Source organism: Limnohabitans parvus II-B4, assembly GCF_003063455.1.
In the GTDB taxonomy this organism is placed as follows: Bacteria; Pseudomonadota; Gammaproteobacteria; order Burkholderiales; family Burkholderiaceae_C; genus Limnohabitans_A; species Limnohabitans_A parvus.
The window spans coordinates 216,905-237,302 of sequence record NZ_NESN01000005.1 but is presented as its reverse complement, the minus strand read 5'-3'; the positions used below and the strand labels follow the sequence as shown (position 1 = coordinate 237,302).

Sequence of the window (20,398 nt, the reverse complement as noted above, 5' to 3'; positions counted from 1 at the left end):
ACTGATTGATTAATTACGCAATGATACAATAAAAAATGAAACTCCGGAAAAACGACACGATGAATTCAACCCTTCCCCCAAACTCCACCGATTGCAGCCCAATGAAACAGCTGCCTGAGGGCGCATTGGTGGAAGTTGCGGCTTACTTTCAGGTACTGGCCGAACCCACCCGACTGCAAATCCTCAACATCCTTCGCTCAGGCGAACGCAATGTGGGCGAATTGGCCCAAATGTGCGGCTTCACCGCCGCCAACGTTTCGCGCCACCTGGCCCTGATGACGCAACAAGGCCTGGTCGAGCGCGAAAGCCGGGGCACCAGCGCCTACTACCGCATCACCGATCCTTCGATCTTCGAGTTGTGTGATCTGGTCTGCGGCAACATCGCCCGCCAAATGGAAAAGTCGGCCGGACGGCGTGCCGCGTTCACTTCGCTGTCCTGACATGGGTGAGGCTAAGTCTGCGGTGCAGGCATGTCAGTGCGCTGTTTCACCACCAAAAATAGCCATAAAACCCACAACTCTCGCTACCGATCAAGTCACCCCGCCCAGGTTCAACAGACTTTGGGGGCATGCTCAAAAAGTCTGATCGGCCGTCAAAGTGATGTGATGCAGGCAGAAGTCTCCCACGGCATCCTGCTAGATGGGGTGGCCGCTCCACACGGTCAGCATGTGGGGCTGCCAGCGAAACGCATCTGAACTTCGGGCATGCTGATCAGCGCAACAACATCGCTTCGTTAAGGATTTCATAGCGACGGCCTTGCTTATCGCAAGGCTTAAGCGCCCCGTCACGAACCAAGCTACTGATTTCGCGGCTGACAGTTTCGAGTTTGATATCGAGCATGGCACCCATATCATCTCGCGCAAAAAAAGAGGTCATATGAGGCTGCTCGGGGTCGCGCATTTTGAGCGCCAAAGAGGCCACCCGCTGACGTGCGGAGCCAAAGTTCAGATCGGCCAGCCAGTCGTCTGCGTCCTTGAGGGCTTGTTGCCACTTTTGCATCAGGCGTTTGTGCAGGCGTGGGGAAGTGGCAGACAGGTGGTGAAGCACCGCCAAGGGAATGCGGCACACGCTGGCTTCGGTCAATGCCATGGCTTCAGTGTCATAACGTTCGGTAGCCAATGCTTCCAGGCCTAGCACGTCGCCTGGACGCAAAACACGAACAATTCGTTCGCGTCCATCTGCTGTGGCTCTCACCAGCTTGACCATGCCTTTGCGCAAGGTGAACACGCCCAATGCCGTTTGCCCTTCGTTGTAAAGGACAGAATCGACTGCAAAAACCATGTCATCAATGGGCGTATGGATTTCGCCAAAGTCTTGCTCGTTGAGGTCAGCAAACAACACCATGTCCCGAATGCCACAGTTGCGGCAGTCCGAGGTGCCTTTCCATGCGGAATCGATTTGGATAGGAATCATGGCTTTGAATTTAGCATGCCCACAGCCCCGCCTGCTGACACAGGCCAATGGGCAACAAGCCATCCGACAGAGACATCGGCTCAGGGGCAGAAGGGGCGGATCAAACCAACAACAGATCGTCGGTGCGCATGGCCCCTTTGTTGTCACGCCAAATGACCGAGAGTTTGTCGCCGGGTTTGGCCTTTTTAAGGGTGAATTGCAGATACGGGTTGCGCGAAACACCCGGCCCCCAATCGGCCGCGACAATCAGTTTGCCATTGAGCTGGATCGACACTTGGTTGATGTGCCAAGTGGGCACCAATTTGCCTACTGCATTCTTGCGTTGGCCGGACTCCATCTCGTGCGCCATGCGCATGCGCACCAAGGTCGAATCCCCTTGATTTTGTGCACGAATTCGGGTGGGTTCGGTGGGGCGTTTGGCATCCACGTTGTCCGGCGTTTCGGAGACTGCACCGCAACTGCCCAACACCACCTTGACTTCTTTTTTCGCATGCAGCGCACGGCCGTCGGCTGTAATCACCATCGCATAGACCGCAGAGGTCTGGGCCAGCTTGGTGTGCAGCGTCAAAACGGTATCTACCGCCTCACTGAGCTGAAAAACAGCGATCAATGGCGTGGGGTTCTTCTCGACAAACAATACAACCCGCTCGACACCCGTCAAAGAAGTACTGATGTCCACCGGCACAGCGGCTCCATTCTCGGCGTAATCCAGGGTGTTCAAACGCACATCGGCACTGGCTGCGATCGATTTGGCCCCCAGTGCTTTGGCCACTTGAGCCAGGGTTTTACCCTCAAAAACAGGGGCTGAAGCCAAGGCCAGAGCAGGTCGTACACCGTAAGCCAGACATGCACCGCTGGCAGCAGCGTGTTGCAGAAGTTGGCGCCGGATGAGATTAGCAGGAATCAACATATCAGGCTTTGTACATTCCGGCCCACATACATACAGCTACGCCTGTGGCAAGCGTGCCGTCATAGCCGGAGGCCGTGGCCATCAATGCAAGCTGAATCTTCATCGTTTTTTCTCGAAAAATAACCTTACGCAGCATTATCGTCGCGTCAATTGCAGGATGATCGGAGGCACATGTGTGTCCTGACGCAAAGACAGACAGACTCAAGCCATGCACACTCGTGCGTTCTGTTGATCTGATAAACCACACATGCCCTTTGTCGCCCGCATCCAGAATGCCGCTTTGCTTGGCAAAGTCATGACCGCAGAACAAGCGGCCGAATTGATCCCTGTAGGAGCCAATGTGGGCATGAGCGGCTTCACCGGTGCAGGCTACCCCAAGGCGGTGCCGCAGGCTTTGGCGGCACGGCTGGCGGCCTTGCACGCGTCGGGCCAAACCCATGCCCGCATTGGGCTGTGGACCGGGGCCTCCACCGCCCCCGAGCTGGACGGCGCACTGGCCCAGGCCCAAGGCATCGAGATGCGACTGCCCTACCAGTCAGACCCAACTTGCCGCAAGCTGATCAACGCCGGACAAATGCTTTACACCGACATGCACCTCTCGCATGTGGCGCAAGCGGCGTGGTTCGGCTTTCTGGGAAAACTGGATGTGGCCGTGGTGGAGGTGGCGGGCATCTTGCCCGATGGGCGCTTGATCCCGTCCACTTCGGTAGGGAACAACAAGACTTGGCTGGACCAGGCCGACAAAATCATTCTGGAAGTCAATCTGCACCAAGACCCTGCACTGGAGGGCATGCACGATATTTATTACGGCACGCAATTGCCGCCACACCGCCAAGCGATTCCTTTGGTCAAGACCAGTGACCGGATTGGTCAGCCCCATCTGCAGTGCGATCCATCCAAGGTGATCGCCGTGGTGGTGACCGACCACGCCGACCGCAACGCCGCTTTTGACCCACCCAGCGAAGTGTCGTCCCGGATCGCGGGCCACATCATCGAGTTCCTGACGCATGAGGTCAAAGTCGGTCGCTTGCCCAACGAACTGCTGCCGCTGCAATCGGGCGTGGGCAATGTGGCCAATGCGGTGCTGGCCGGTCTGAACCAAGGCCCTTTTGAAAACCTGACGGCCTACACCGAAGTCCTGCAAGACGGCATGCTGGACATGCTGCGGTCGGGCAAACTGGCGTTTGCGTCGGCCACAGCCTTATCGCTCAGCCCCGATGCGGCGGCCGAGTTCAAGGGCAACATCGACTTTTACCGCCAGCGCATCGTGTTGCGCTCACAAGAGATCAGCAACCATCCAGAATTGGTGCGTCGCCTGGGCGTGATTGCCATGAACGCCATGATCGAAGCCGAAATTTACGGCAACGTGAATTCCACCCACATCATGGGCTCGAGCATCATGAACGGCATTGGCGGCTCGGGCGACTTTGCGCGCAATGCCTATTTGTCGATTTTCATGACGCCTTCCGTGGCCAAAGAGGGACGCATTTCGTGCATCGTGCCCATGGTGTCGCATCACGACCACACCGAACACGATGTGCAGGTGATCGTGAGCGAGCAAGGCTTGGCCGACCTGCGCGGGCTGGCCCCGACCCAACGCGCCAAGTTGATCATGGAACGCTGCGCTCACCCTTCGTTCAGGCCCCAATTGCTGGACTACATGGAACGCGCCAGGCACAGCAGCGCAGGTCTGCACACGCCTCACATGATGGACGAAGCGCTGAGCTGGCATAGCCGCTATCTGAAGACTGGGCAGATGTAAAAGTCGACGGGCATTCTTGTCTAAGATGTGCGCATGAACGCACCCCTCCCAATAAGACACCGGCTGTTTCTGATCCTTGAACTCAAAAGCCACAAAGACCAAAAGACCGCTTGGGTATTTTCCTGGGTGTTGACCTTGATGGTGCTGTGCAATGTGGTGGCTGTGGTCATCGAATCCGTGCCCTCGATCGGCGAGCAACACCACCAGGCACTGGCTTGGTTCGACACGGTTTCGATGGTGTTTTTCAGCATCGAATACCTGTTGCGCATCTGGACAGCCGCAGAGAAAAACCACCACGCCAACAAGCATGCCAGCGCAAACCGGCGGCGTCTGCGCTATATGTTCAGTTTTCACGGCCTGGTTGACTTGCTGGCGATCGTGCCGTTTTTCTTGCAATACTTGTGGCCAGGTCTGGATTTGCGCTTTTTGCGTGTCATTCGGGTCATGCGCATCCTGAAGTTGTCGCATTACTCCACGGCGCTGGAAGACCTGATTGCCTCTATCTACGCAGAAAAAGACGTTTTCATCTCCGCGCTTTACCTGCTGGCGCTCTCGATCCTCATCACCTCATGCCTGATGTATTACGCAGAGCATGCCTTGCAGCCCGACAAATTCGGCACCATTCCCGACGCCATGTGGTGGTCCATCGTCACCATCACCACAGTGGGTTATGGCGACGCCACGCCCATATCCGTCTGGGGCAAAGTGATCGGTGCGCTCACAGCGCTGTCTGGGGTGTTCACGGTGGCGTTGCTGACCGGCATCGTGGCGTCGGCATTTGCCACACGCGTGCGGACGCAAGAAATTGAATTCACCACCGAGGTGGAAGAAGTCCTCAAAGACGGCCACGTGAGTGCAAAAGAGCGACGAACCATTGAACACTTGCGTCAGGAATTCAGCCTCACCGAAGACCATGCCAAGGCCATCGTCCGGCAGATCGTCGAAGAACAATCGCTGAACGACAAGAAGTCTGTTTAAGCCGGCTGGAAGGGCGCATCATGCCCTGGCCTGCCGATGGTTTCAGGATTTTGTCTGGCGCAATGTGCGGCTCAGCATGATCACAGGGATCAAGCCCACCAGCACCAGCGCCAGCGAAGGCAAAGCCGCTTCGCCCAAGCGCTCGTCTCGCGCCAACTGGTAGGCCACCACCGCCAGCGTGTCGCTGTTGAAGGGCCTCAACACCATGGTGGCGGGCAGCTCCTTCATCACGTCCACAAACACGAGCAGCATGGCCGCCAAGGTGGTGCGTTTGAGCAAAGGGGCATGCACGCGGCGCATCAGGCCCCAACCGGTCACGCCCAGCATGCGGGCCGAATCGTCCAGGCTGGCCGGAATGCGGGCATAGCCGCTTTGCACCGACTGCAAGGCCACGGCGCAAAAGCGCACCAGGTAGGCCCAAACCAAACCCAATGAAGTGGCCGTGATCCAGGCTCCGGCCGAAGAGGCGGGCCAGGTCTGCTGAATCCAGCCCACGGGCAAGAGCAAACCCACCACCACCACCGCGCCGGGAATGGCATAACCCAACCCGACCAGCTGAATGGCCCCCTGGCTGATGCGGTCGGCCCGTGTGCGCACGCTGAAAGCCAGCGCCAGCGCCACAGCCACCGCCAATAAGGCGGTCACCGCGCCCAAGCGCAAACTGGTCAGCGCCCATTGGCCAAAACGGGCCCAGGGCAAATCGGTCGTTTCTGCCGCCAATGCCCGCAACATGATGAGCACGGGCAACACAAAGCCCAGCAGCACGGGCAAACTGCACACCCCCCAGGCCATGACCCGTTGTGCACCCCGCAGCACCACGGGCTGCGCTTCGGCAGAACCTTGGCGTGAACCACGCCCTTGGTTGAAGCGCATGCGGTTTTGAGCCCGCTGCTCCAGTTGCAGCAACACCACCACCACCGCCAACAGCACCGTGGCCAGTTGCGCTGCGGCAATGCGGTTGTCCATGGACAGCCACGCTTTGTAGATGCCCGCAGTGAAGGTCTGGATGCCGAAGTAACTGGACACACCGAAGTCGGCCAGGGTTTCCATCAGCGCCAGTGCCACGCCTGCGGCCACGGCCGGTCGAGCCAATGGCAAAGCAATCTCGCGAATGCGGCGTGACAAGGGAGCGCCCAGCAAGCGGGCCGCTTCCATCAGGCCCGAAGCGCGTTCCACCAAGGCGGTGCGGGCCAGCAGATACACATAAGGGTAGAGCGCCAACGTGAACACCAGCGCCGCGCCCCAGACGCTGCGCACATCGGGCCACAGCCGGCCCTTGAGCCCAAACCAGTCACGCAAGCCCATTTGAAGCGGGCCGCTGAACTGCAAAAAGTCGGTGTATGCATAAGCCACCACATAAGCGGGCATGGCCAAAGGCAAGAGCAGCAACCACTCAAAAACACCCCGCCCTGGAAAGTCAAACAGCGTGACCAGAGCCGCCGTGGCCAGGCCCAGCACCGTCACACCCACAGCCACCATCAGGCAAAGACCCAAGGTGGTGAGCGCGTAATCGGGCAGCACAGTGCGCCCCATCTCCAGCAAAATGTCGGTGCTTTGCGGGCTCCATTGCAGCCACGAGCCGAGCACGGCCAACACTGGCAAGGCCAAAGCCAGTGCCAGCAAGGCATAAAACAGCGAGGGAAGACCCGACAAACGGCGGGCCAGGGTGTGCTGCATCAAGAAACCGGATTCAACAAGGTCATGGCTTATTGTAGGAGCCAGCCTGCTGGCGATCAGCCCACGGCCATGGGAGGCCAATCCAACCTGCCTACAATCCTTCTCATGTTTCTAGAACTTCGCCAACTGGACATCCATTACCCAGGCAGCCCAACGCCCGCCGTGCACGGTGTGAGCCTGAACTTGCGTGCGGGTGACATTGGCGTGCTGATTGGCCCCTCTGGCTGCGGCAAAACCACGCTGCTGCGTGCCGTGGCCGGACTGGAGCCTGTTTCGGGCGGCAAGATCCTGCTGTCCAGCCGCGTGGTCAGCGAAGCGGGACACACCGAACCCGCAGAAAGCCGCCGCATTGGCATGGTGTTTCAGGATTACGCCCTTTTTCCGCACATGGATGTAGGCCGCAATGTGGGCTTTGGTCTGAACCATCTGCCCAAAGCCGAACGCCAGCAACGCGTGGCCGAAGTCCTTGAGTTGGTGGGTTTGGGCGGTGCCGACAAACGCTACCCGCACGAACTCTCGGGCGGTCAACAGCAACGCGTGGCCCTGGCCCGGGCGTTGGCCCCCAAGCCCGATTTGCTGCTGCTGGACGAGCCGTTTTCCAACCTGGACATCGACCTGCGCGAGCGCCTGGCCCATGAGGTGCGCAACATCCTCAAGGCCGCCAAGGCCACCGCCTTGCTGGTCACGCACGACCAGCTCGAAGCCTTTGCCATCGGCGACGTGATTGGCGTGATGAACGAAGGCCAATTGCACCAGTGGGACGATGCCTACAGCCTGTACCACCGCCCGGCCACCCGCTTTGTGGCGGACTTCATTGGCCATGGGGTGTTCACTCCAGCCACGTTGCGCGAAGTGAACGGTCAGATCATGGTCGACACCCCCGTCGGCACATTGAGCGATGTGGCCGAATGCCCCTTGCCATGCGCCTTTGAGGGTGGCCAGTGCGACGTGTTACTGCGGGCCGACGACATCGTGCACGATGACCACGCCCCGGTGAAGGCCGAGATCATCCGCAAGGCCTTCCGCGGATCAGAGTTTTTGTACACCCTGCGCCTGGCCAGCGGCGAATTGCTGATGGCCCATGTGCCCAGCCACCACGACCACAAACTGGGCGAGTGGATCGGCATCCGTGCCGAGGTGGACCATGTGGTCACGTTCAACCGTGCATGCCCGGTTCAAAACCGCGAGCTGTGCCAGATGCCCTGCTCCAAGGCACAGGCCTGTGAACACACTGACCCGCAATACCAGCCCGTCAAGTTCGTCTGAAGCGCTGCAGAGTCTGCACAGTGGCCCTGCCGCTGCCACAGCCGTCCGTCCAACCAACCCTGCACCTGACGGCAGCGCCACCTGTCGGTTTTTGCTTGCCACATTTACAAACAGCCCAAGGCGGCTCATGATACGTTTTCAATTGAAAACAAAATAACTCATGGAGACGCCATGCTGGACAAGCTCAACAACCGCCCCATGCTGGGGGCTATCGACGATGCGCCTGTTGTCAGTTTGGTGCAGCAACTGCTAGAACAGGCGGTCACGCTCAAGGCCTCTGACCTGCACTTTGAACCCTACGAAAACCACTACCGGGTGCGCATGCGCATCGATGGCGAATTGCGCGAAATGACCAGCCCACCCATGGCGCTCAAAGACCGCCTGTCGTCACGCATCAAGGTGCTTTCCCGACTCGACATCGCTGAAAAACGCCTGCCACAAGACGGTCGCATGAAGCTGCTGCTGCAAAACGGGCGCGAGCTTGACTTGCGGGTGAGCACCTTGCCGACCTTGTTTGGCGAAAAACTGGTGATTCGGGTGCTGGACTCGGCGCAGGCCCAACTTGACCTGAACCAACTCGGTTATGAACCCGAAGACCTGGCACGCCTGGTGGAAGCGATTCACCGGCCACATGGCATGGTGCTGGTGACAGGGCCCACGGGCTCGGGCAAAACGCAATCGCTTTACGCTTGCCTCAACCTGCTCAACACGGCCGAAGTGAACATCGCCACGGTGGAAGACCCTTGCGAAATCCAGCTTCAAGGCATCAACCAGGTGAATGTGCAGGACAAGCCCGGCCTGACATTTGCCATCGCTTTGCGTGCCTTTTTGCGACAAGACCCGGACGTCCTGATGGTGGGTGAGGTGCGCGATCTGGAAACCGCCAACATCGCCATCCAGGCAGCTCAAACAGGCCATCTCGTGCTGTCCACCTTGCACACCAACGACGCGCCCAGCACGCTGGTGCGTTTGCGCAACATGGGCACGGCCTCTTACAACATCGCCGCCAGCGTGACGCTGATCACGGCCCAGCGGCTGGTGCGTTGCCTGTGCCCACTGTGCAAAGAACGCGTGTCGCTGCCTTCGGATGTGTTGCTGAAAGCAGGTCTGCCCCCTGATTTGCTGTCTGGCGATGCGGTCGACGCATTCAAGCCTGTGGGTTGTGCGCATTGCCACAAGGGGTTTGCAGGACGAACGGGCATTTTCCAAGTCATGCCGGTGAGTGCCGACATGCAGGCGCTGATTTTGTCCGGTGCGGGTAACCAGGAGATGACTCAACTGGCTCAACGTGAGGGTGTGGCGACGTTGCGTCTGGCAGGTCTGCGCAAAGTGCTGAAAGGCATCACCTCGCTCGACGAGGTTTTGGCCAATACCCGGTACGGCGCATGAACCAGCCCGACACACAAGCGCAGCCCCCTGTTTTTGCATGGCAAGGGCGTGATGCCCAAGGCCGAGCCTTGCAAGGGCGGCTGAATGCACACACGGCCGGACTGGCCCGAGCCCAACTGCGCAGGCAAGGCGTGCACCAAGTGCGGCTGCAGCGCTTGTGGTGGGACAGCCCAAGCCGTGTGCGCCCACGCGATTTGTCGCTCCTGACCAGGCAACTGGCTGCACTGCTGCGTGCAGGGGTGCCGCTTTTGCAATCGCTGGACATGCTGTCGCGCAGTCTGACGTCTGCAGCACTGGTGGACATCGTGCAACAGGTGCACAACGATGTGGCGTCCGGCATGGCTTTGCACGAGGCTTTGGCCAAACACCCGGCGCATTTCACAGGGCTCTATACCAGCATGGTTCAAGCGGGTGAATCGGCGGGCATTTTGGACACCATGATGGAGCGTTTGGCACAGACCCTCGAAAAAAACGAAGCCTTGCGCTCACGCGTGCGTTCCGCGCTGATGTACCCCACGGCAGTGATGGGGGTGGCCATCGCAGTCTTGGTGCTGATCCTGGTCTTTGTCGTGCCGGTGTTCGAGGATGTGTTCAAGTCGTTCGGCGCCGACTTACCCTGGGCGACACAAATGGTGGTGGCCCTGAGCGATGGTGTGAGCGCTTCTGGTCCGGTGGCGGTTTTGGGCGTTGTGTTGTGCCTCTGGTTGTGGCATCGCCCAGCATCAGCACGCACCCGGTTCAACGCCACCCGAGACCGCTGGTTGCTCAAGCTGCCCGTGCTGGGGCCGCTGGTCGGCACGGCGGTGGTGGCACGCTGGGCCCAAACCTTGTCGGCTTTGCTGGCAGCAGGCGTACCCTTGGCAGAAGCATTGGGGCCTGTGGCCCAAGCCTGCGACCACGCTGTTTTTGAGCGCGTGACTTTGCAACTGCAAAGACAAGTGGCCCAAGGCAGCCGCTTGAGCGAAGCCATGGGCCAAACGGGCCGTTTTCCGCCCATGATCGTTCAGCTGTGCGCCACAGGAGAAGAGACGGGTGCAATGGACAACTTGCTGGCGCGGGCAGGGGGTTTGATGGAAACCGAGCTGGATGACCGGGTCAACGGCCTGTCGAGTTTGCTGGAACCTTTGATCATTGTGGTGCTGGGCGGCTTGATTGGCGGTATTCTTGTGGCCATGTATTTGCCCATTTTTCGCTTAGGTCAGGTGTTCTGAGATGGCTGCCGATGAATTCCTATGGGGCGCTGCGGCGCTATTGGGCTTGGTGGTGGGCAGCTTCCTGAACGTGGTCATTCACCGCCTGCCCCGCATGCTGGAGGCACAGTGGGCTGAGGCGAGCCATGAACAAGCCCCCGACAATCCCCCCCCCCTGCCGGCAACCAAGCCCTACAACATCGCCGTGCCCGGCTCGCACTGCCCCCACTGCGGCCATGTCTTGCCGTGGGCCGAAAAAATCCCGGTGCTCAGCTATGTTTGGCTCCAAGGGCGCTGTCGCCAATGCCATGCCCCGATTGGCTGGCGCTACCCCGCCATGGAACTGCTGACCGCGGCCCTGTTTGCCTGGAGCTTTTCCCGATACGGCCTGAGCGGCGCTGCTTTGGCCTGGGCGGGTTTTGCAGCCGCTTTGCTGACCCTTGCAGCCATTGACGCCGACACCACTTTGCTGCCCGATGCCATCACTCAACCCTTGGTGTGGGCCGGTTTGTTGGCGGCCAGCCTGGGGCTGAGCGATGTCAGTTTGCCCACGGCCTTGTGGGGGGCTGTGGCGGGTTACCTCTTTTTATGGTCGGTTTATTGGCTGTTCAAAGGGGTGACCGGCAAAGAAGGCATGGGCCAAGGTGACTTCAAACTGCTGGCCGCACTGGGTGCTTGGCTGGGCTGGCCCGCCTTGCTGTCGCTGGTGCTGATCGCGTCCATCACAGGTGCGGCCGTGGGTATCTGGCTGCGTGTGCGCCAGCGCCTGCCCGAAGACGGCTATATTCCGTTTGGTCCCTTTTTGGCCCTGGCGGGTTTGTGGGTCATGGCCTTTGGCCCCCTGCCCGTCTTGCCTGTTTAAACCATGAACACTCAGCGTATTTGGCGCATCGGCCTGACCGGTGGCATTGGCAGCGGCAAAAGCACGGTGGCAAGCCTGCTGGCGGCCCGCGGCGCAGCCGTGATCGACGCTGACGCGATTTCACGCAGCGTGACGGCACCGGGCGGGCGGGCAATCGCCCCGATTGCCCAAGTCTTTGGCCCCGAGATGATCGATGCCCACGGCGCGATGGACCGGCAAGCCATGCGCGAACAGATTTTCAAAAATGCCGATGCCAAAAAGAAGCTCGAAGCCATCATTCACCCCCTGGTCAGCCTGATCACCGCAGAACAGGCACAGGCCGCCCTGCAAAACGGCCAACGTTGCCTCGTGTTCGATGTGCCCCTGCTGGTGGAGTCGGGCGAGCGTTGGCGCAGGCAAGTTGACCGGGTGATCGTGGTCGATTGCGATGCAGCAACCCAGCGCCAAAGGGTCATGACCCGAAGTGGTCTGGCAGCCGAAGAAATTGACCGCATCATCGCCTTGCAAGCCTCACGGGCACAACGCTTGGCCAGTGCCGATGTGGTGATCTTCAACCAAGGGCTGAGTCTGGCTGAATTAGAGGCCCAGGTGGCCCAAGTGGCTGCTGACTTCGGGCTATGATGGCGGCACTGGAAGACGCCGCGTGATACTGTACGAATACCCTTTTAACGAACGCATACGCACTTACCTGCGCCTGCAACAACTGTTCAACCGCCTGGGCCAATTGATGGCCCGAACAGAGGCCTTGGACCACCACTTTGCGCTCACCACTTTGTTTGAAATCATCGAAGTGGCATCGCGCTCAGAACTCAAATCTGACGTTCTGAAGGATCTGGAACGCCAAAAGCAGCTCTACAACGGCTACCGTGGCAACCCGGCCATTTCCGAAAAAGCCCTTGACGGCCTGATCGCGCAGCTGGATGAGCACTTTGAATCGCTCAACCGGGTCAGCGGAAAAATTGGCCAAAGTCTCAACGACAACGATTTCCTGATGGCTTTGCGCAGCCGTGCGGTCATCCCGGGCGGTACCTGCGAGTTTGATTTACCCGCCTATTACGCTTGGCAACACCACGATGCGCCAAGCCGCGCCAGCGATTTGGCGCAATGGGTGGCACCGTTTGCCCCCTTGGCACAAGCCATCCAGTTGTTGCTGCAAATGCTGCGTGAATCGGGCAGCAGCCAAAAAGTGATGGCGACAGCTGGCCAATTGCAGCAAAACCTGCCGCAAGGCCGCACCTTTCAGTTGCTGCGCCTCAAAATCAACCCGGCACTGGGCATCACCCCCGAAATCAGTTGCAACCGTTTGCTGGTGGTGATCCGCATGATGCACCAGCAAGGCGATGGCAAATTGGTGGCCACCACCGATGATGTGCCTTTTGAAATGTCTTTGTGCGCATGAGCGATTCGAACCAGCCTCAAGACTTCGCGCCCCGCAAGGTGCGCTGCCCTGCCTGCGCAGGCACCAGCCTTTACAGCAGCACCAACCCTTATCGCCCGTTTTGCAGCGCACGCTGCAAGGGGGTCGACCTGGGCGCCTGGGCCAGCGAAGAGTTCAAACTGCCCGACGAAACACCGCCCGACGAGCCTTTTGGCGATCCGCGCCTGCAATAAGCACCGAGTTCGCCTGGCAAAACCCGCCAGCGGACTCAGGCGTGCGTGGCCCCTGTGAACTGACGCTCCTCGGCAAACCAAGCCAAAACAGGAATGGTGCCCGGCAGCACTGGCGTGACCGCTACGGGCAGCGTCTGCCAGGCATGTGACTGCGCTTCGCGCATTTGCAGCTCGCCTTGCCAATCCCACACCTTGCAAAAGTGCAGCCGCACCAGCGCGTGCGGGTAATCGACCATCTGGGTTTTCCAGGCCTGCGCCTCACCGATCGTGATGCCCAGCTCTTCTTGCAATTCACGGCGCAGGGCTTGTTCGACCGACTCACCCGCTTCCAGCTTGCCGCCCGGGAATTCCCAGTAGCCTGCATACACCTTGCCTTCGGGGCGCGAGGTGAGCAAAAACTGGCCATCGGCTTGCATCAGCACGCCCACCGCGACATCGACCACTGAACGCGGGGCTTGGTCAGCGCGCAGGTCCTCGCGCGCACGTTCGCCATCGGCCACCAGCAGGCCGTTGCTCATGCCTGGTCCGATTGGCGACCCATCATGTCGCGTGCAAACTGGTAGGCCACACGGCCGCTGCGCGAGCCGCGCTCCAAAGCCCACAGCAGTGCATCAGGGCGTGCAGCAGCGATCTGTGCAGGCGTGGCCCCCAAGGCGCTGAGCCACTGACCAGCGATGGTCAGGTACTCGTCTTGCGAGAAGGGGTAAAAACTGATCCACAGGCCAAAGCGCTCGGACAAGGAAATTTTTTCCTCCACGCCCTCGCCCGGGTGCACTTCGCCGTCGTCGGTGTGCTTGTAAGTGAGGTTTTCGCTCATGTACTCGGGCAACAAGTGGCGGCGGTTGCTGGTGGCGTAGACCAGCACATTGGGGGTCGATGCCGCCACGGTGCCGTCGAGGATGGATTTGAGGGCCTTGTAGCCCGGCTCACCGTCCTCAAAGCTCAGGTCATCGCAATACACAATGAACTTTTCATCGCGGCCCGCCACCACCTCGATGATGTCGGGCAAATCGGTGAGGTCTTCCTTGTCCACCTCGATCAGGCGCAAGCCTTGAGCCGCATAGGTGTTCAGGCAAGCCTTGATGAGCGACGACTTGCCGGTGCCGCGTGCGCCGGTCAGCAGCACGTTGTTGGCGGGATGGCCGTGCACAAACTGCTCGGTGTTGCGCTGCAACTTTTCTTTCTGGTCGTCGATTTCCTTCAGGTCCGAAAGCGTCATGGCCGCCACATGGCGTACCGGCTCCAGGACACCGTGACCGGACGAGCGCTTGCGGTAGCGCCAGGCGATGGCCTGCGTCCAGTCGGGTGCCGATAAAGGTTGAGGCAAGACCGATTCGATGCGGTCCACCAACTGGCTGACTTTGGCCAGCAGTTGGTCCAAGGCGGAGGTGGCTGGTGAATTCATGAACGGTAATCGGCGTTGATGGTGACGTATTCGTGGCTCAGGTCACAAGTCCAGACGGTGTCGGTGGCGGTGCCACGACCCAGGCCCACACGCACGGTGATCTCGCTGCCCTTCATGACGCGCTGACCATCTTCTTCGCGGTATTCAGCGCGGCGTCCTCCCTGAGAGACCACATGCACATCGTCCAGATGCAGCTCGATCAGGCCCTGGTCCAGATCGGTGATACCTGCATAGCCCACCGCCGCCAAAATGCGGCCCAGGTTGGGGTCGCTGGCAAAAAAAGCGGTTTTGACCAAGGGCGAATGCGCGATGGCATATGCCACCTGACGGCACTCTTCGCCTGTGCGGCCACCCTCGACCTGCACCGTGATGAACTTGGTCGCGCCTTCACCATCGCGCACGATGGCATGCGCCAGTTGGCGGGCCACCTGCATCAGGCCCTGCACCAAGGCCTGACCGTCTTCGCTGTCGAGCGAGGTGACCGGTGCATGACCGGCCTTGTGCGTGGCGATCAGCATGAACGAGTCGTTGGTCGAGGTGTCGCCATCGATGGTGATGCGGTTGAACGAGCCATCGGCCAGCTGCTTGGCCAGCACGGGCAACAAGGCGGGGTCGATGCAAGCGTCTGTGGCCACAAAGCCCAACATGGTGGCCATGTTGGGACGGATCATTCCTGCGCCTTTGCTGATGCCCGTAATGCTGACGGTTTGACCGCCCACTTTCACTTGCGCACTGGCGGCTTTGGGCACGGTGTCGGTGGTCATGATGCCCACGGCGGCCTTGGCCCAATGGGCGGCTTGCGCGTCGGCCAAAGCAGCGGGCAAGCCCGCCACGATGCGGTCCACGGGCAGCGGCTCCATGATCACGCCTGTCGAAAACGGCAAGACCTGCGCGGGCGTGCATTGCAGCAAAGCGGCCAAGGCATCACAGGTCTGCCGCGCATGGGCCAGGCCGGGTGCGCCAGTGCCCGCATTGGCGTTGCCGGTGTTGATGACCAAGGCACGAACAGCACTGCCTGCCGCCAAATGTTCACGGCACACCTGCACCGGTGCAGCACAAAAACGGTTGCTGGTGAACACCCCGGTCACGCTGGCACCCTCGTCCAGCAAAAACACAGTCAGGTCCTTGCGGCTGGCCTTGCGCACACCGGCCTCGGCAATGCCAATGCGAACGCCCGCAATGGGCTTCAGTTGTGCAGGATCCAGTGGTGGCAAATTCACAGGCATGGTGGTCTTTCAAAATAACGGTGATGGTTTGGCGGTACACAAACAAAACGGGCCGAAGCCCGTTTCATCCGCGCAGCAAACTCAGGCGAGTTTGCCGTGGCATTGTTTGAACTTCTTGCCACTGCCACATGGGCATGGCTCATTTCGCCCCACAGGGCCCCACTCTTGCTGCAGACCCGCCAGATCTGCCGCCACGGTTTGGGGCTGGCCCGACTCGTCCGGCGCACTGTAAGTCACATTGCTGATGTGTTCGGCACGCTCTTCAATGTCGTGGGCCGCTTGGTCGATCTGGTCACCCGAATCGATGCGCACGGTCATCAAGGTGCGGGTGACTTCGTTTTTGACGGCATCGAGCAACTGGCCAAACAGCTCAAACGCTTCGCGCTTGTATTCCTGCTTGGGCTGCTTTTGGGCGTAACCACGCAAGTGGATGCCCTGGCGCAGATAGTCGAGCGCACTCAGGTGCTCGCGCCAGTGCGTGTCGATGCTTTGCAGCAAAACCATGCGCTCAAACGAGGTGAAGTTGTCAGCACCCACGCTGTCGAGCTTGGCTTGGAAATGCGCGTTGGCGGCGGCCACCACCATTTCCAGAATTTCTTCATCGGTGATGGCATTGGAAGCCTGCACCTTGTCACGCAAGGGCACATTGAGCAGCCACTCATCGGTCAGCGCTTTTTCAAGGCTGGCCAAGTCCCATTGCTCTTCCACCGACTCCACGGGCACATATTGACGCACCAGATCGTTGAAGCAGCCTTCACGCAGCGAAGCAATCTGGCTATTCAAGTCTTGTGCATCCAGAATATCGTTGCGCTGCTGGTAAATCACCTTGCGCTGGTCGTTGGACACATCGTCGTATTCCAGCAATTGCTTGCGGATATCGAAGTTGCGTCCCTCGACCTTGCGCTGGGCACTTTCAATGCTGCGTGTGACGATGCCCGCTTCAATGGCTTCACCTTCGGGCATCTTCAAGCGGTCCATGATGGAGCGCACGCGGTCACCCGCAAAAATGCGCATGAGCGGATCGTCCAGGCTCAAGTAGAAACGCGAAGAGCCGGGATCACCCTGACGGCCCGAACGGCCACGCAGCTGGTTGTCAATGCGGCGTGACTCGTGACGCTCTGTGGCGATGATGCGCAAGCCGCCCAAAGCCTTGACCTGTTCGTGCACAAGCTTCCATTGCTCACGCAATTCGGCCACGCGGGCTTGGCGTGCATCTTCAGACAAACTTTCGTCGGTCTCAACGGCTTGGATGTCTTTTTCAATGTTGCCACCCAGCACGATGTCGGTGCCGCGACCGGCCATGTTGGTGGCGATCGTGATCATGCCGGGGCGGCCTGCTTGCGCCACGATGTCGGCCTCACGGGCGTGCTGCTTGGCGTTGAGCACTTGGTGGGGCAGCTTCTCTTGCGTCAGCAGCTGGGCAATCAGCTCCGAGTTTTCAATCGATGTGGTGCCCACCAGAACAGGCTGGCCACGCTCGTGACATTCACGAATGTCGGCAATCGCAGCCGTGTAGCGCTCTTGCGAAGTCTTGTAGACACGGTCCAACTGGTCTTCGCGTTGGCTCTTGCGGTGCGGCGGAATGACCACGGTCTCCAGGCCGTAGATTTCCTGAAACTCATACGCCTCGGTGTCGGCCGTTCCGGTCATGCCGCCGATCTTGTTGTACAGGCGGAAATAGTTCTGGAACGTGATGGAGGCCAAGGTCTGGTTTTCGGCCTGGATCTGCGCACCCTCTTTGGCTTCCACGGCCTGGTGCAAGCCATCGCTCCAGCGGCGGCCTGTCATCAAGCGGCCCGTGAACTCGTCCACGATGACGATTTCACCTTCTTGCACCACATAGTGCTGGTCGCGGTGGTACAGGTGCTGCGCACGCAAGGCCGCGTTCAGGTGGTGCATCAATGTGATGTTGGCGGGGTCGTACAGGCTTGCGCCTTCAGGGATCAAGCCCATTTGCGCCAACACCGCTTCGGCTTTTTCATGGCCTTGCTCGGTCAGAAAAATCTGGTGTGATTTTTCATCCAGTGTGAAGTCACCGGGGGTGATGATGCCCTCGCCCGTGCGGGGGTCGGCTTCGCCTTCCTGGCGGGTGAGCAAAGGCACCACCTGCTTCATCGACAGGTAAGTGGCAGTGTGGTCTTCGGCCTGACCGCTGATGATCAGGGGTGTGCGGGCCTCGTCGATGAGAATCGAGTCGACCTCGTCGATGATGGCGTAGTTCAGGGGGCGCTGCACGCGGTCATGGGCTTCGTAGACCATGTTGTCGCGCAGGTAGTCAAAACCGTATTCGTTGTTGGTGCCGTAGGTGATGTCCGAGTTGTAAGCCGCTTGCTTTTCTTCACGCGACATCTGGGCCAAGTTGATACCCACCGACAAACCCAGAAAATTGAACAGCTTGCCCATCCATTTCGCATCGCGGCTGGCCAGGTAATCGTTCACGGTCACCACGTGCACACCCTTGCTGGCCAAGGCATTCAGGTAAGCGGGCAGCGTCGAGGTCAGGGTTTTGCCTTCGCCCGTGCGCATCTCGGCAATCTTGCCGTTGTGCAACGCGATGCCACCAGCCAGCTGCACATCGAAGTGCCGCATCTTCATGACGCGCTTGGAGCCTTCACGCACCACGGCAAAGGCTTCCGGCATCAAGGCATCCAGTGTTTCGCCTGCGGCAAAACGCTCCCGGAAGCTCTGGGTCTTGCCGCGTAATTCGTCGTCGCTCAAAGACTCCAGTCCGGCTTCCAGTGCGTTGATGCGCTCCACCGTTTTGCGGTATTGCTTGAGCAGGCGGTCGTTTCGGCTGCCGAAAATTTTAGTGAGGAATGGGATGGCCATGTCTACAAGATCCACCTTCAGCCAATGGCTGAGAAACAGACCGTCTATCCTGTCAAGTTAAAGGGTTCAGAAAAACCGGGCCTGCGGGTTGGGAAACCCTGTGCCACCAGCCGGCCGCCACAAGCGCCAGCCTAACCTGATGATTTTAGCCTCTGGGCATGCCCGTTTTCCCCGGCCTGACCGAAGCCTTGCCCACTGCCGGATAATGGCGCATCCGACTGCCCAACATGCAAAGACGCCACCAAGCCATTCCATTGCAGCAAGCTGCGCAAGAGTCACCCACTTTTGCCCGACTGGCGAGTTTGGTGCGCGAGTCATCGGCCAGGCTCACGGCCATTCGAAGCTTGTTGCCCGCCCCTTTACGGGCCAGCGTGCAAGCTGGACCCATTGAGGACGGCTGCTGGTGCTTGCTGGTCAGCTCCAATGCAGTGGCCGCCAAATTGCGCCAATTGGTGCCGGCCTTCCAAGCGCACCTGAACCAAAAAGACCTGGGCGTGAGCTCGATCCGCATCAAGGTGCAAAACCGCACCCTTTGAGCGTCGGTGGCTTGGGCGAAACATGCTTGACGCTTTACTTCAAAAGCAAAAAAAAGGCCCTGATCGTGGATCAGGGCCTTTTCAGGTTTGTGGTGCCGCTTGTCGGATTCGAACTGACGACCTACCGCTTACAAGGCGGGTGCTCTACCAACTGAGCTAAAGCGGCACGGGCTAGATTCTAACTTGATCCTGACCCATATCAGGGACTCGGTTCGTTAATTTTTTACTTGATGCGTTTGAGTGCAGGACGCGCAGACGTTGTCGGTGGCGGCGTGGGCTCGTCGCCCTGGTCCGAAGCGCTTTCCGACACGTCCACAGCAGACAAGCCCGCTGCAGGCGACTCGTCATCACTCACAGGAAATGCCATGCCCTGGCCATTTTCACGGGCATAAATGGCCATGACCCGATGGATTGGCACCATGATGTCACGCGGCTTGCCGCCAAACCGGGCTTTGAATTCAATGAACTCATTGCCCAGCTTGAGCGAACTGGTGGCATCCATGCTGACGTTCAGCACAATTTCGCCCCCTTGCACGTACTCCCGCGGCACCTGCACGGAGTTGTCCACCTTGACGGCCACGTAAGGCGTGAACCCATTTTCGGAACACCACTCGTACAAAGCGCGGATCAAATAAGGGCGCGTGGAAGGCAATTCGGCAGCACTGATCATCGTAGGCTCCAGCCGAACTTACTTGCGCATGACCTTTTCAGACGGCGTCAGCGCCTCGATGTAGGCAGGACGCGAGAAGATGCGCTCAGCGTACTTGAGCAAAGGCGCCGCGTTTTTGCTGAGTTCAATGCCGTAGTAGTCCAGACGCCAAAGCAGCGGTGCAATCGCCACGTCGAGCATCGAGAAGTTGTCACCCAACATGAACTTGTTCTTCAGGAACACCGGAGCCAGCTGGGTCAAGCGGTCGCGGATGTGCGAACGGGCTTTTTCCAGGGCTTTGTCGTTGCCTTTGAGGGCACGGTTTTCAAGCGTCAACACATGTGCAAACAGTTCTTTCTCAAAGTTGAGCAAGAACAAGCGCACGCGGGCACGGTCAACCGGGTCACCAGGCATCAATTGCGGATGAGGGAAGCGCTCGTCGATGTACTCATTGATGATGTTCGATTCGTACAAGATCAGGTCGCGTTCAACCAGAATGGGAACCTGGCCGTACGGGTTCATCACATTGATGTCTTCGGGCTTGTTGTACAGGTCCACATCGCGGATTTCGAAGTCCATGCCTTTTTCAAACAGCACAAAGCGGCAACGATGGGAAAAAGGACAAGTGGTTCCGGAATAAAGCACCATCATGGCAAGAGGCTCCTCAAAAAATCAAAAAGAGTGGGGGGTCTTTT

19 protein-coding genes, 1 tRNA gene and 1 pseudogene are annotated in these 20,398 nt (G+C 59.3%); 11 read left to right on the top strand and 10 right to left on the bottom strand.

Features of this window, described 5'->3' with window-relative positions:
* Nucleotides 1-101 precede the first annotated feature (101 nt).
* Entirely contained in the window at nucleotides 102-440 is a 339-nt protein-coding gene (locus B9Z37_RS13495) for an ArsR/SmtB family transcription factor (protein ID WP_108313539.1), read from the top strand.
* Between the two features lie 271 nt (nucleotides 441-711).
* Here B9Z37_RS13495 and B9Z37_RS13490 read toward each other — a convergent pair whose 3' ends face one another.
* Nucleotides 712-1,413 (bottom strand): Crp/Fnr family transcriptional regulator, encoded by a 702-nt coding sequence (locus tag B9Z37_RS13490; RefSeq protein ID WP_108313538.1) that lies wholly within the window; start codon nucleotides 1,411-1,413, stop codon nucleotides 712-714.
* Nucleotides 1,414-1,513: 100 nt separating this feature from the next.
* Nucleotides 1,514-2,323 (bottom strand): thiosulfate oxidation carrier complex protein SoxZ, encoded by an 810-nt coding sequence (gene soxZ / locus B9Z37_RS14745; RefSeq protein WP_338066599.1) that lies wholly within the window; start codon nucleotides 2,321-2,323, stop codon nucleotides 1,514-1,516.
* 247 nt (nucleotides 2,324-2,570) lie between these two features.
* Between soxZ and B9Z37_RS13480 the strand changes: the two genes are divergently transcribed.
* Nucleotides 2,571-4,085 (top strand): acetyl-CoA hydrolase/transferase family protein, encoded by a 1,515-nt coding sequence (locus B9Z37_RS13480; protein WP_108313537.1) that lies wholly within the window; start codon nucleotides 2,571-2,573, stop codon nucleotides 4,083-4,085.
* Nucleotides 4,086-4,118: 33 nt separating this feature from the next.
* Nucleotides 4,119-5,063: an ion transporter gene (locus tag B9Z37_RS13475; RefSeq protein WP_108313536.1), complete on the top strand. Its 945-nt coding sequence runs from the start codon at nucleotides 4,119-4,121 to the stop codon at nucleotides 5,061-5,063.
* A 42-nt stretch (nucleotides 5,064-5,105) separates the two neighbouring features.
* Here B9Z37_RS13475 and B9Z37_RS13470 read toward each other — a convergent pair whose 3' ends face one another.
* Entirely contained in the window at nucleotides 5,106-6,740 is a 1,635-nt protein-coding gene (locus tag B9Z37_RS13470; RefSeq protein WP_108313535.1) for an ABC transporter permease, read from the bottom strand.
* A 105-nt stretch (nucleotides 6,741-6,845) separates the two neighbouring features.
* On the opposite strand from B9Z37_RS13470, the gene B9Z37_RS13465 reads away from it, so the two are divergent.
* The 7 genes and pseudogenes from B9Z37_RS13465 (at nucleotide 6,846) to B9Z37_RS13435 (ending at nucleotide 13,058) form a co-directional block, all read left to right on the top strand.
* Nucleotides 6,846-8,006: an ABC transporter ATP-binding protein gene (locus tag B9Z37_RS13465; RefSeq protein WP_108313534.1), complete on the top strand. Its 1,161-nt coding sequence runs from the start codon at nucleotides 6,846-6,848 to the stop codon at nucleotides 8,004-8,006.
* Between the two features lie 132 nt (nucleotides 8,007-8,138).
* Nucleotides 8,139-9,395 (top strand): annotated as a pseudogene (locus tag B9Z37_RS13460) (GspE/PulE family protein); the annotation flags it as partial.
* Nucleotides 9,392-10,606, top strand: a complete 1,215-nt coding sequence (locus B9Z37_RS13455) for a type II secretion system F family protein (RefSeq protein WP_108313532.1) — start codon at nucleotides 9,392-9,394, stop codon at nucleotides 10,604-10,606. The pseudogene B9Z37_RS13460 and the gene B9Z37_RS13455, both read left to right, overlap by 4 nt.
* A 1-nt stretch (nucleotide 10,607) precedes the next feature.
* Nucleotides 10,608-11,447 carry a prepilin peptidase gene (locus tag B9Z37_RS13450; RefSeq protein ID WP_108313531.1) on the top strand — a complete coding sequence of 280 codons (840 nt, stop codon included), beginning with the start codon at nucleotides 10,608-10,610 and terminating at the stop codon, nucleotides 11,445-11,447.
* 3 nt (nucleotides 11,448-11,450) lie between these two features.
* A complete protein-coding gene (gene coaE / locus B9Z37_RS13445) occupies nucleotides 11,451-12,068 on the top strand; it encodes a dephospho-CoA kinase (protein WP_108313530.1) in 618 nt (205 codons plus the stop codon).
* Between the two features lie 22 nt (nucleotides 12,069-12,090).
* Complete coding sequence (zapD, locus tag B9Z37_RS13440; RefSeq protein ID WP_108313529.1) at nucleotides 12,091-12,846, top strand: cell division protein ZapD; 756 nt, start codon at nucleotides 12,091-12,093, stop codon at nucleotides 12,844-12,846.
* Entirely contained in the window at nucleotides 12,843-13,058 is a 216-nt protein-coding gene (locus B9Z37_RS13435) for a DNA gyrase inhibitor YacG (protein WP_108313528.1), read from the top strand. The genes zapD and B9Z37_RS13435 overlap by 4 nt, the downstream gene beginning before the upstream one ends.
* A gap of 35 nt (nucleotides 13,059-13,093) precedes the next feature.
* Here the strand turns inward: B9Z37_RS13435 and B9Z37_RS13430 are convergent, their stop codons facing one another.
* The 4 genes from B9Z37_RS13430 to secA all read right to left on the bottom strand — a co-directional run bounded on the left by B9Z37_RS13430 (nucleotide 13,094) and on the right by secA (nucleotide 18,518).
* A complete protein-coding gene (locus B9Z37_RS13430) occupies nucleotides 13,094-13,576 on the bottom strand; it encodes an NUDIX domain-containing protein (RefSeq protein WP_108313527.1) in 483 nt (160 codons plus the stop codon).
* Entirely contained in the window at nucleotides 13,573-14,463 is an 891-nt protein-coding gene (locus B9Z37_RS13425) for an ATP-binding protein (protein WP_108313526.1), read from the bottom strand. The genes B9Z37_RS13430 and B9Z37_RS13425 overlap by 4 nt, the downstream gene beginning before the upstream one ends.
* Nucleotides 14,460-15,689 (bottom strand): bifunctional glutamate N-acetyltransferase/amino-acid acetyltransferase ArgJ, encoded by a 1,230-nt coding sequence (argJ, locus tag B9Z37_RS13420; protein ID WP_108313525.1) that lies wholly within the window; start codon nucleotides 15,687-15,689, stop codon nucleotides 14,460-14,462. The genes B9Z37_RS13425 and argJ overlap by 4 nt, the downstream gene beginning before the upstream one ends.
* An 81-nt stretch (nucleotides 15,690-15,770) precedes the next feature.
* Nucleotides 15,771-18,518, bottom strand: a complete 2,748-nt coding sequence (gene secA, locus B9Z37_RS13415) for a preprotein translocase subunit SecA (protein WP_108313524.1) — start codon at nucleotides 18,516-18,518, stop codon at nucleotides 15,771-15,773.
* A 227-nt stretch (nucleotides 18,519-18,745) separates the two neighbouring features.
* Between secA and B9Z37_RS13410 the strand changes: the two genes are divergently transcribed.
* Nucleotides 18,746-19,054 carry a DciA family protein gene (locus B9Z37_RS13410; RefSeq protein WP_108313523.1) on the top strand — a complete coding sequence of 103 codons (309 nt, stop codon included), beginning with the start codon at nucleotides 18,746-18,748 and terminating at the stop codon, nucleotides 19,052-19,054.
* Nucleotides 19,055-19,144: 90 nt separating this feature from the next.
* Here B9Z37_RS13410 and B9Z37_RS13405 read toward each other — a convergent pair.
* From B9Z37_RS13405 to B9Z37_RS13395, 3 genes are all read right to left on the bottom strand, one after another.
* Nucleotides 19,145-19,220 (bottom strand) — tRNA-Thr (locus B9Z37_RS13405).
* 57 nt (nucleotides 19,221-19,277) lie between these two features.
* Complete coding sequence (locus B9Z37_RS13400) at nucleotides 19,278-19,724, bottom strand: ClpXP protease specificity-enhancing factor (protein WP_108313522.1); 447 nt, start codon at nucleotides 19,722-19,724, stop codon at nucleotides 19,278-19,280.
* 18 nt (nucleotides 19,725-19,742) lie between these two features.
* Entirely contained in the window at nucleotides 19,743-20,354 is a 612-nt protein-coding gene (locus tag B9Z37_RS13395) for a glutathione S-transferase N-terminal domain-containing protein (RefSeq protein WP_019429763.1), read from the bottom strand.
* Nucleotides 20,355-20,398 lie beyond the last annotated feature (44 nt).

Excerpts from the sequence above, each read along its gene's own strand:
- B9Z37_RS13495 (WP_108313539.1), top strand. The coding sequence starts at position 102 with ATGAAACAGCTGCCTGAGGGCGCATTGGTGGAAGTTGCGGCTTACTTT.
- B9Z37_RS13490 (WP_108313538.1), bottom strand. The coding sequence starts at position 1,413 with ATGATTCCTATCCAAATCGATTCCGCATGGAAAGGCACCTCGGACTGC.
- soxZ (WP_338066599.1), bottom strand. The coding sequence starts at position 2,323 with ATGTTGATTCCTGCTAATCTCATCCGGCGCCAACTTCTGCAACACGCT.
- B9Z37_RS13480 (WP_108313537.1), top strand. The coding sequence starts at position 2,571 with ATGCCCTTTGTCGCCCGCATCCAGAATGCCGCTTTGCTTGGCAAAGTC.
- B9Z37_RS13475 (WP_108313536.1), top strand. The coding sequence starts at position 4,119 with ATGAACGCACCCCTCCCAATAAGACACCGGCTGTTTCTGATCCTTGAA.
- B9Z37_RS13470 (WP_108313535.1), bottom strand. The coding sequence starts at position 6,740 with ATGCAGCACACCCTGGCCCGCCGTTTGTCGGGTCTTCCCTCGCTGTTT.
- B9Z37_RS13465 (WP_108313534.1), top strand. The coding sequence starts at position 6,846 with ATGTTTCTAGAACTTCGCCAACTGGACATCCATTACCCAGGCAGCCCA.
- B9Z37_RS13455 (WP_108313532.1), top strand. The coding sequence starts at position 9,392 with ATGAACCAGCCCGACACACAAGCGCAGCCCCCTGTTTTTGCATGGCAA.
- B9Z37_RS13450 (WP_108313531.1), top strand. The coding sequence starts at position 10,608 with ATGGCTGCCGATGAATTCCTATGGGGCGCTGCGGCGCTATTGGGCTTG.
- coaE (WP_108313530.1), top strand. The coding sequence starts at position 11,451 with ATGAACACTCAGCGTATTTGGCGCATCGGCCTGACCGGTGGCATTGGC.
- B9Z37_RS13435 (WP_108313528.1), top strand. The coding sequence starts at position 12,843 with ATGAGCGATTCGAACCAGCCTCAAGACTTCGCGCCCCGCAAGGTGCGC.
- B9Z37_RS13430 (WP_108313527.1), bottom strand. The coding sequence starts at position 13,576 with ATGAGCAACGGCCTGCTGGTGGCCGATGGCGAACGTGCGCGCGAGGAC.
- B9Z37_RS13425 (WP_108313526.1), bottom strand. The coding sequence starts at position 14,463 with ATGAATTCACCAGCCACCTCCGCCTTGGACCAACTGCTGGCCAAAGTC.
- argJ (WP_108313525.1), bottom strand. The coding sequence starts at position 15,689 with ATGCCTGTGAATTTGCCACCACTGGATCCTGCACAACTGAAGCCCATT.
- secA (WP_108313524.1), bottom strand. The coding sequence starts at position 18,518 with ATGGCCATCCCATTCCTCACTAAAATTTTCGGCAGCCGAAACGACCGC.
- B9Z37_RS13410 (WP_108313523.1), top strand. The coding sequence starts at position 18,746 with ATGCAAAGACGCCACCAAGCCATTCCATTGCAGCAAGCTGCGCAAGAG.
- B9Z37_RS13400 (WP_108313522.1), bottom strand. The coding sequence starts at position 19,724 with ATGATCAGTGCTGCCGAATTGCCTTCCACGCGCCCTTATTTGATCCGC.
- B9Z37_RS13395 (WP_019429763.1), bottom strand. The coding sequence starts at position 20,354 with ATGATGGTGCTTTATTCCGGAACCACTTGTCCTTTTTCCCATCGTTGC.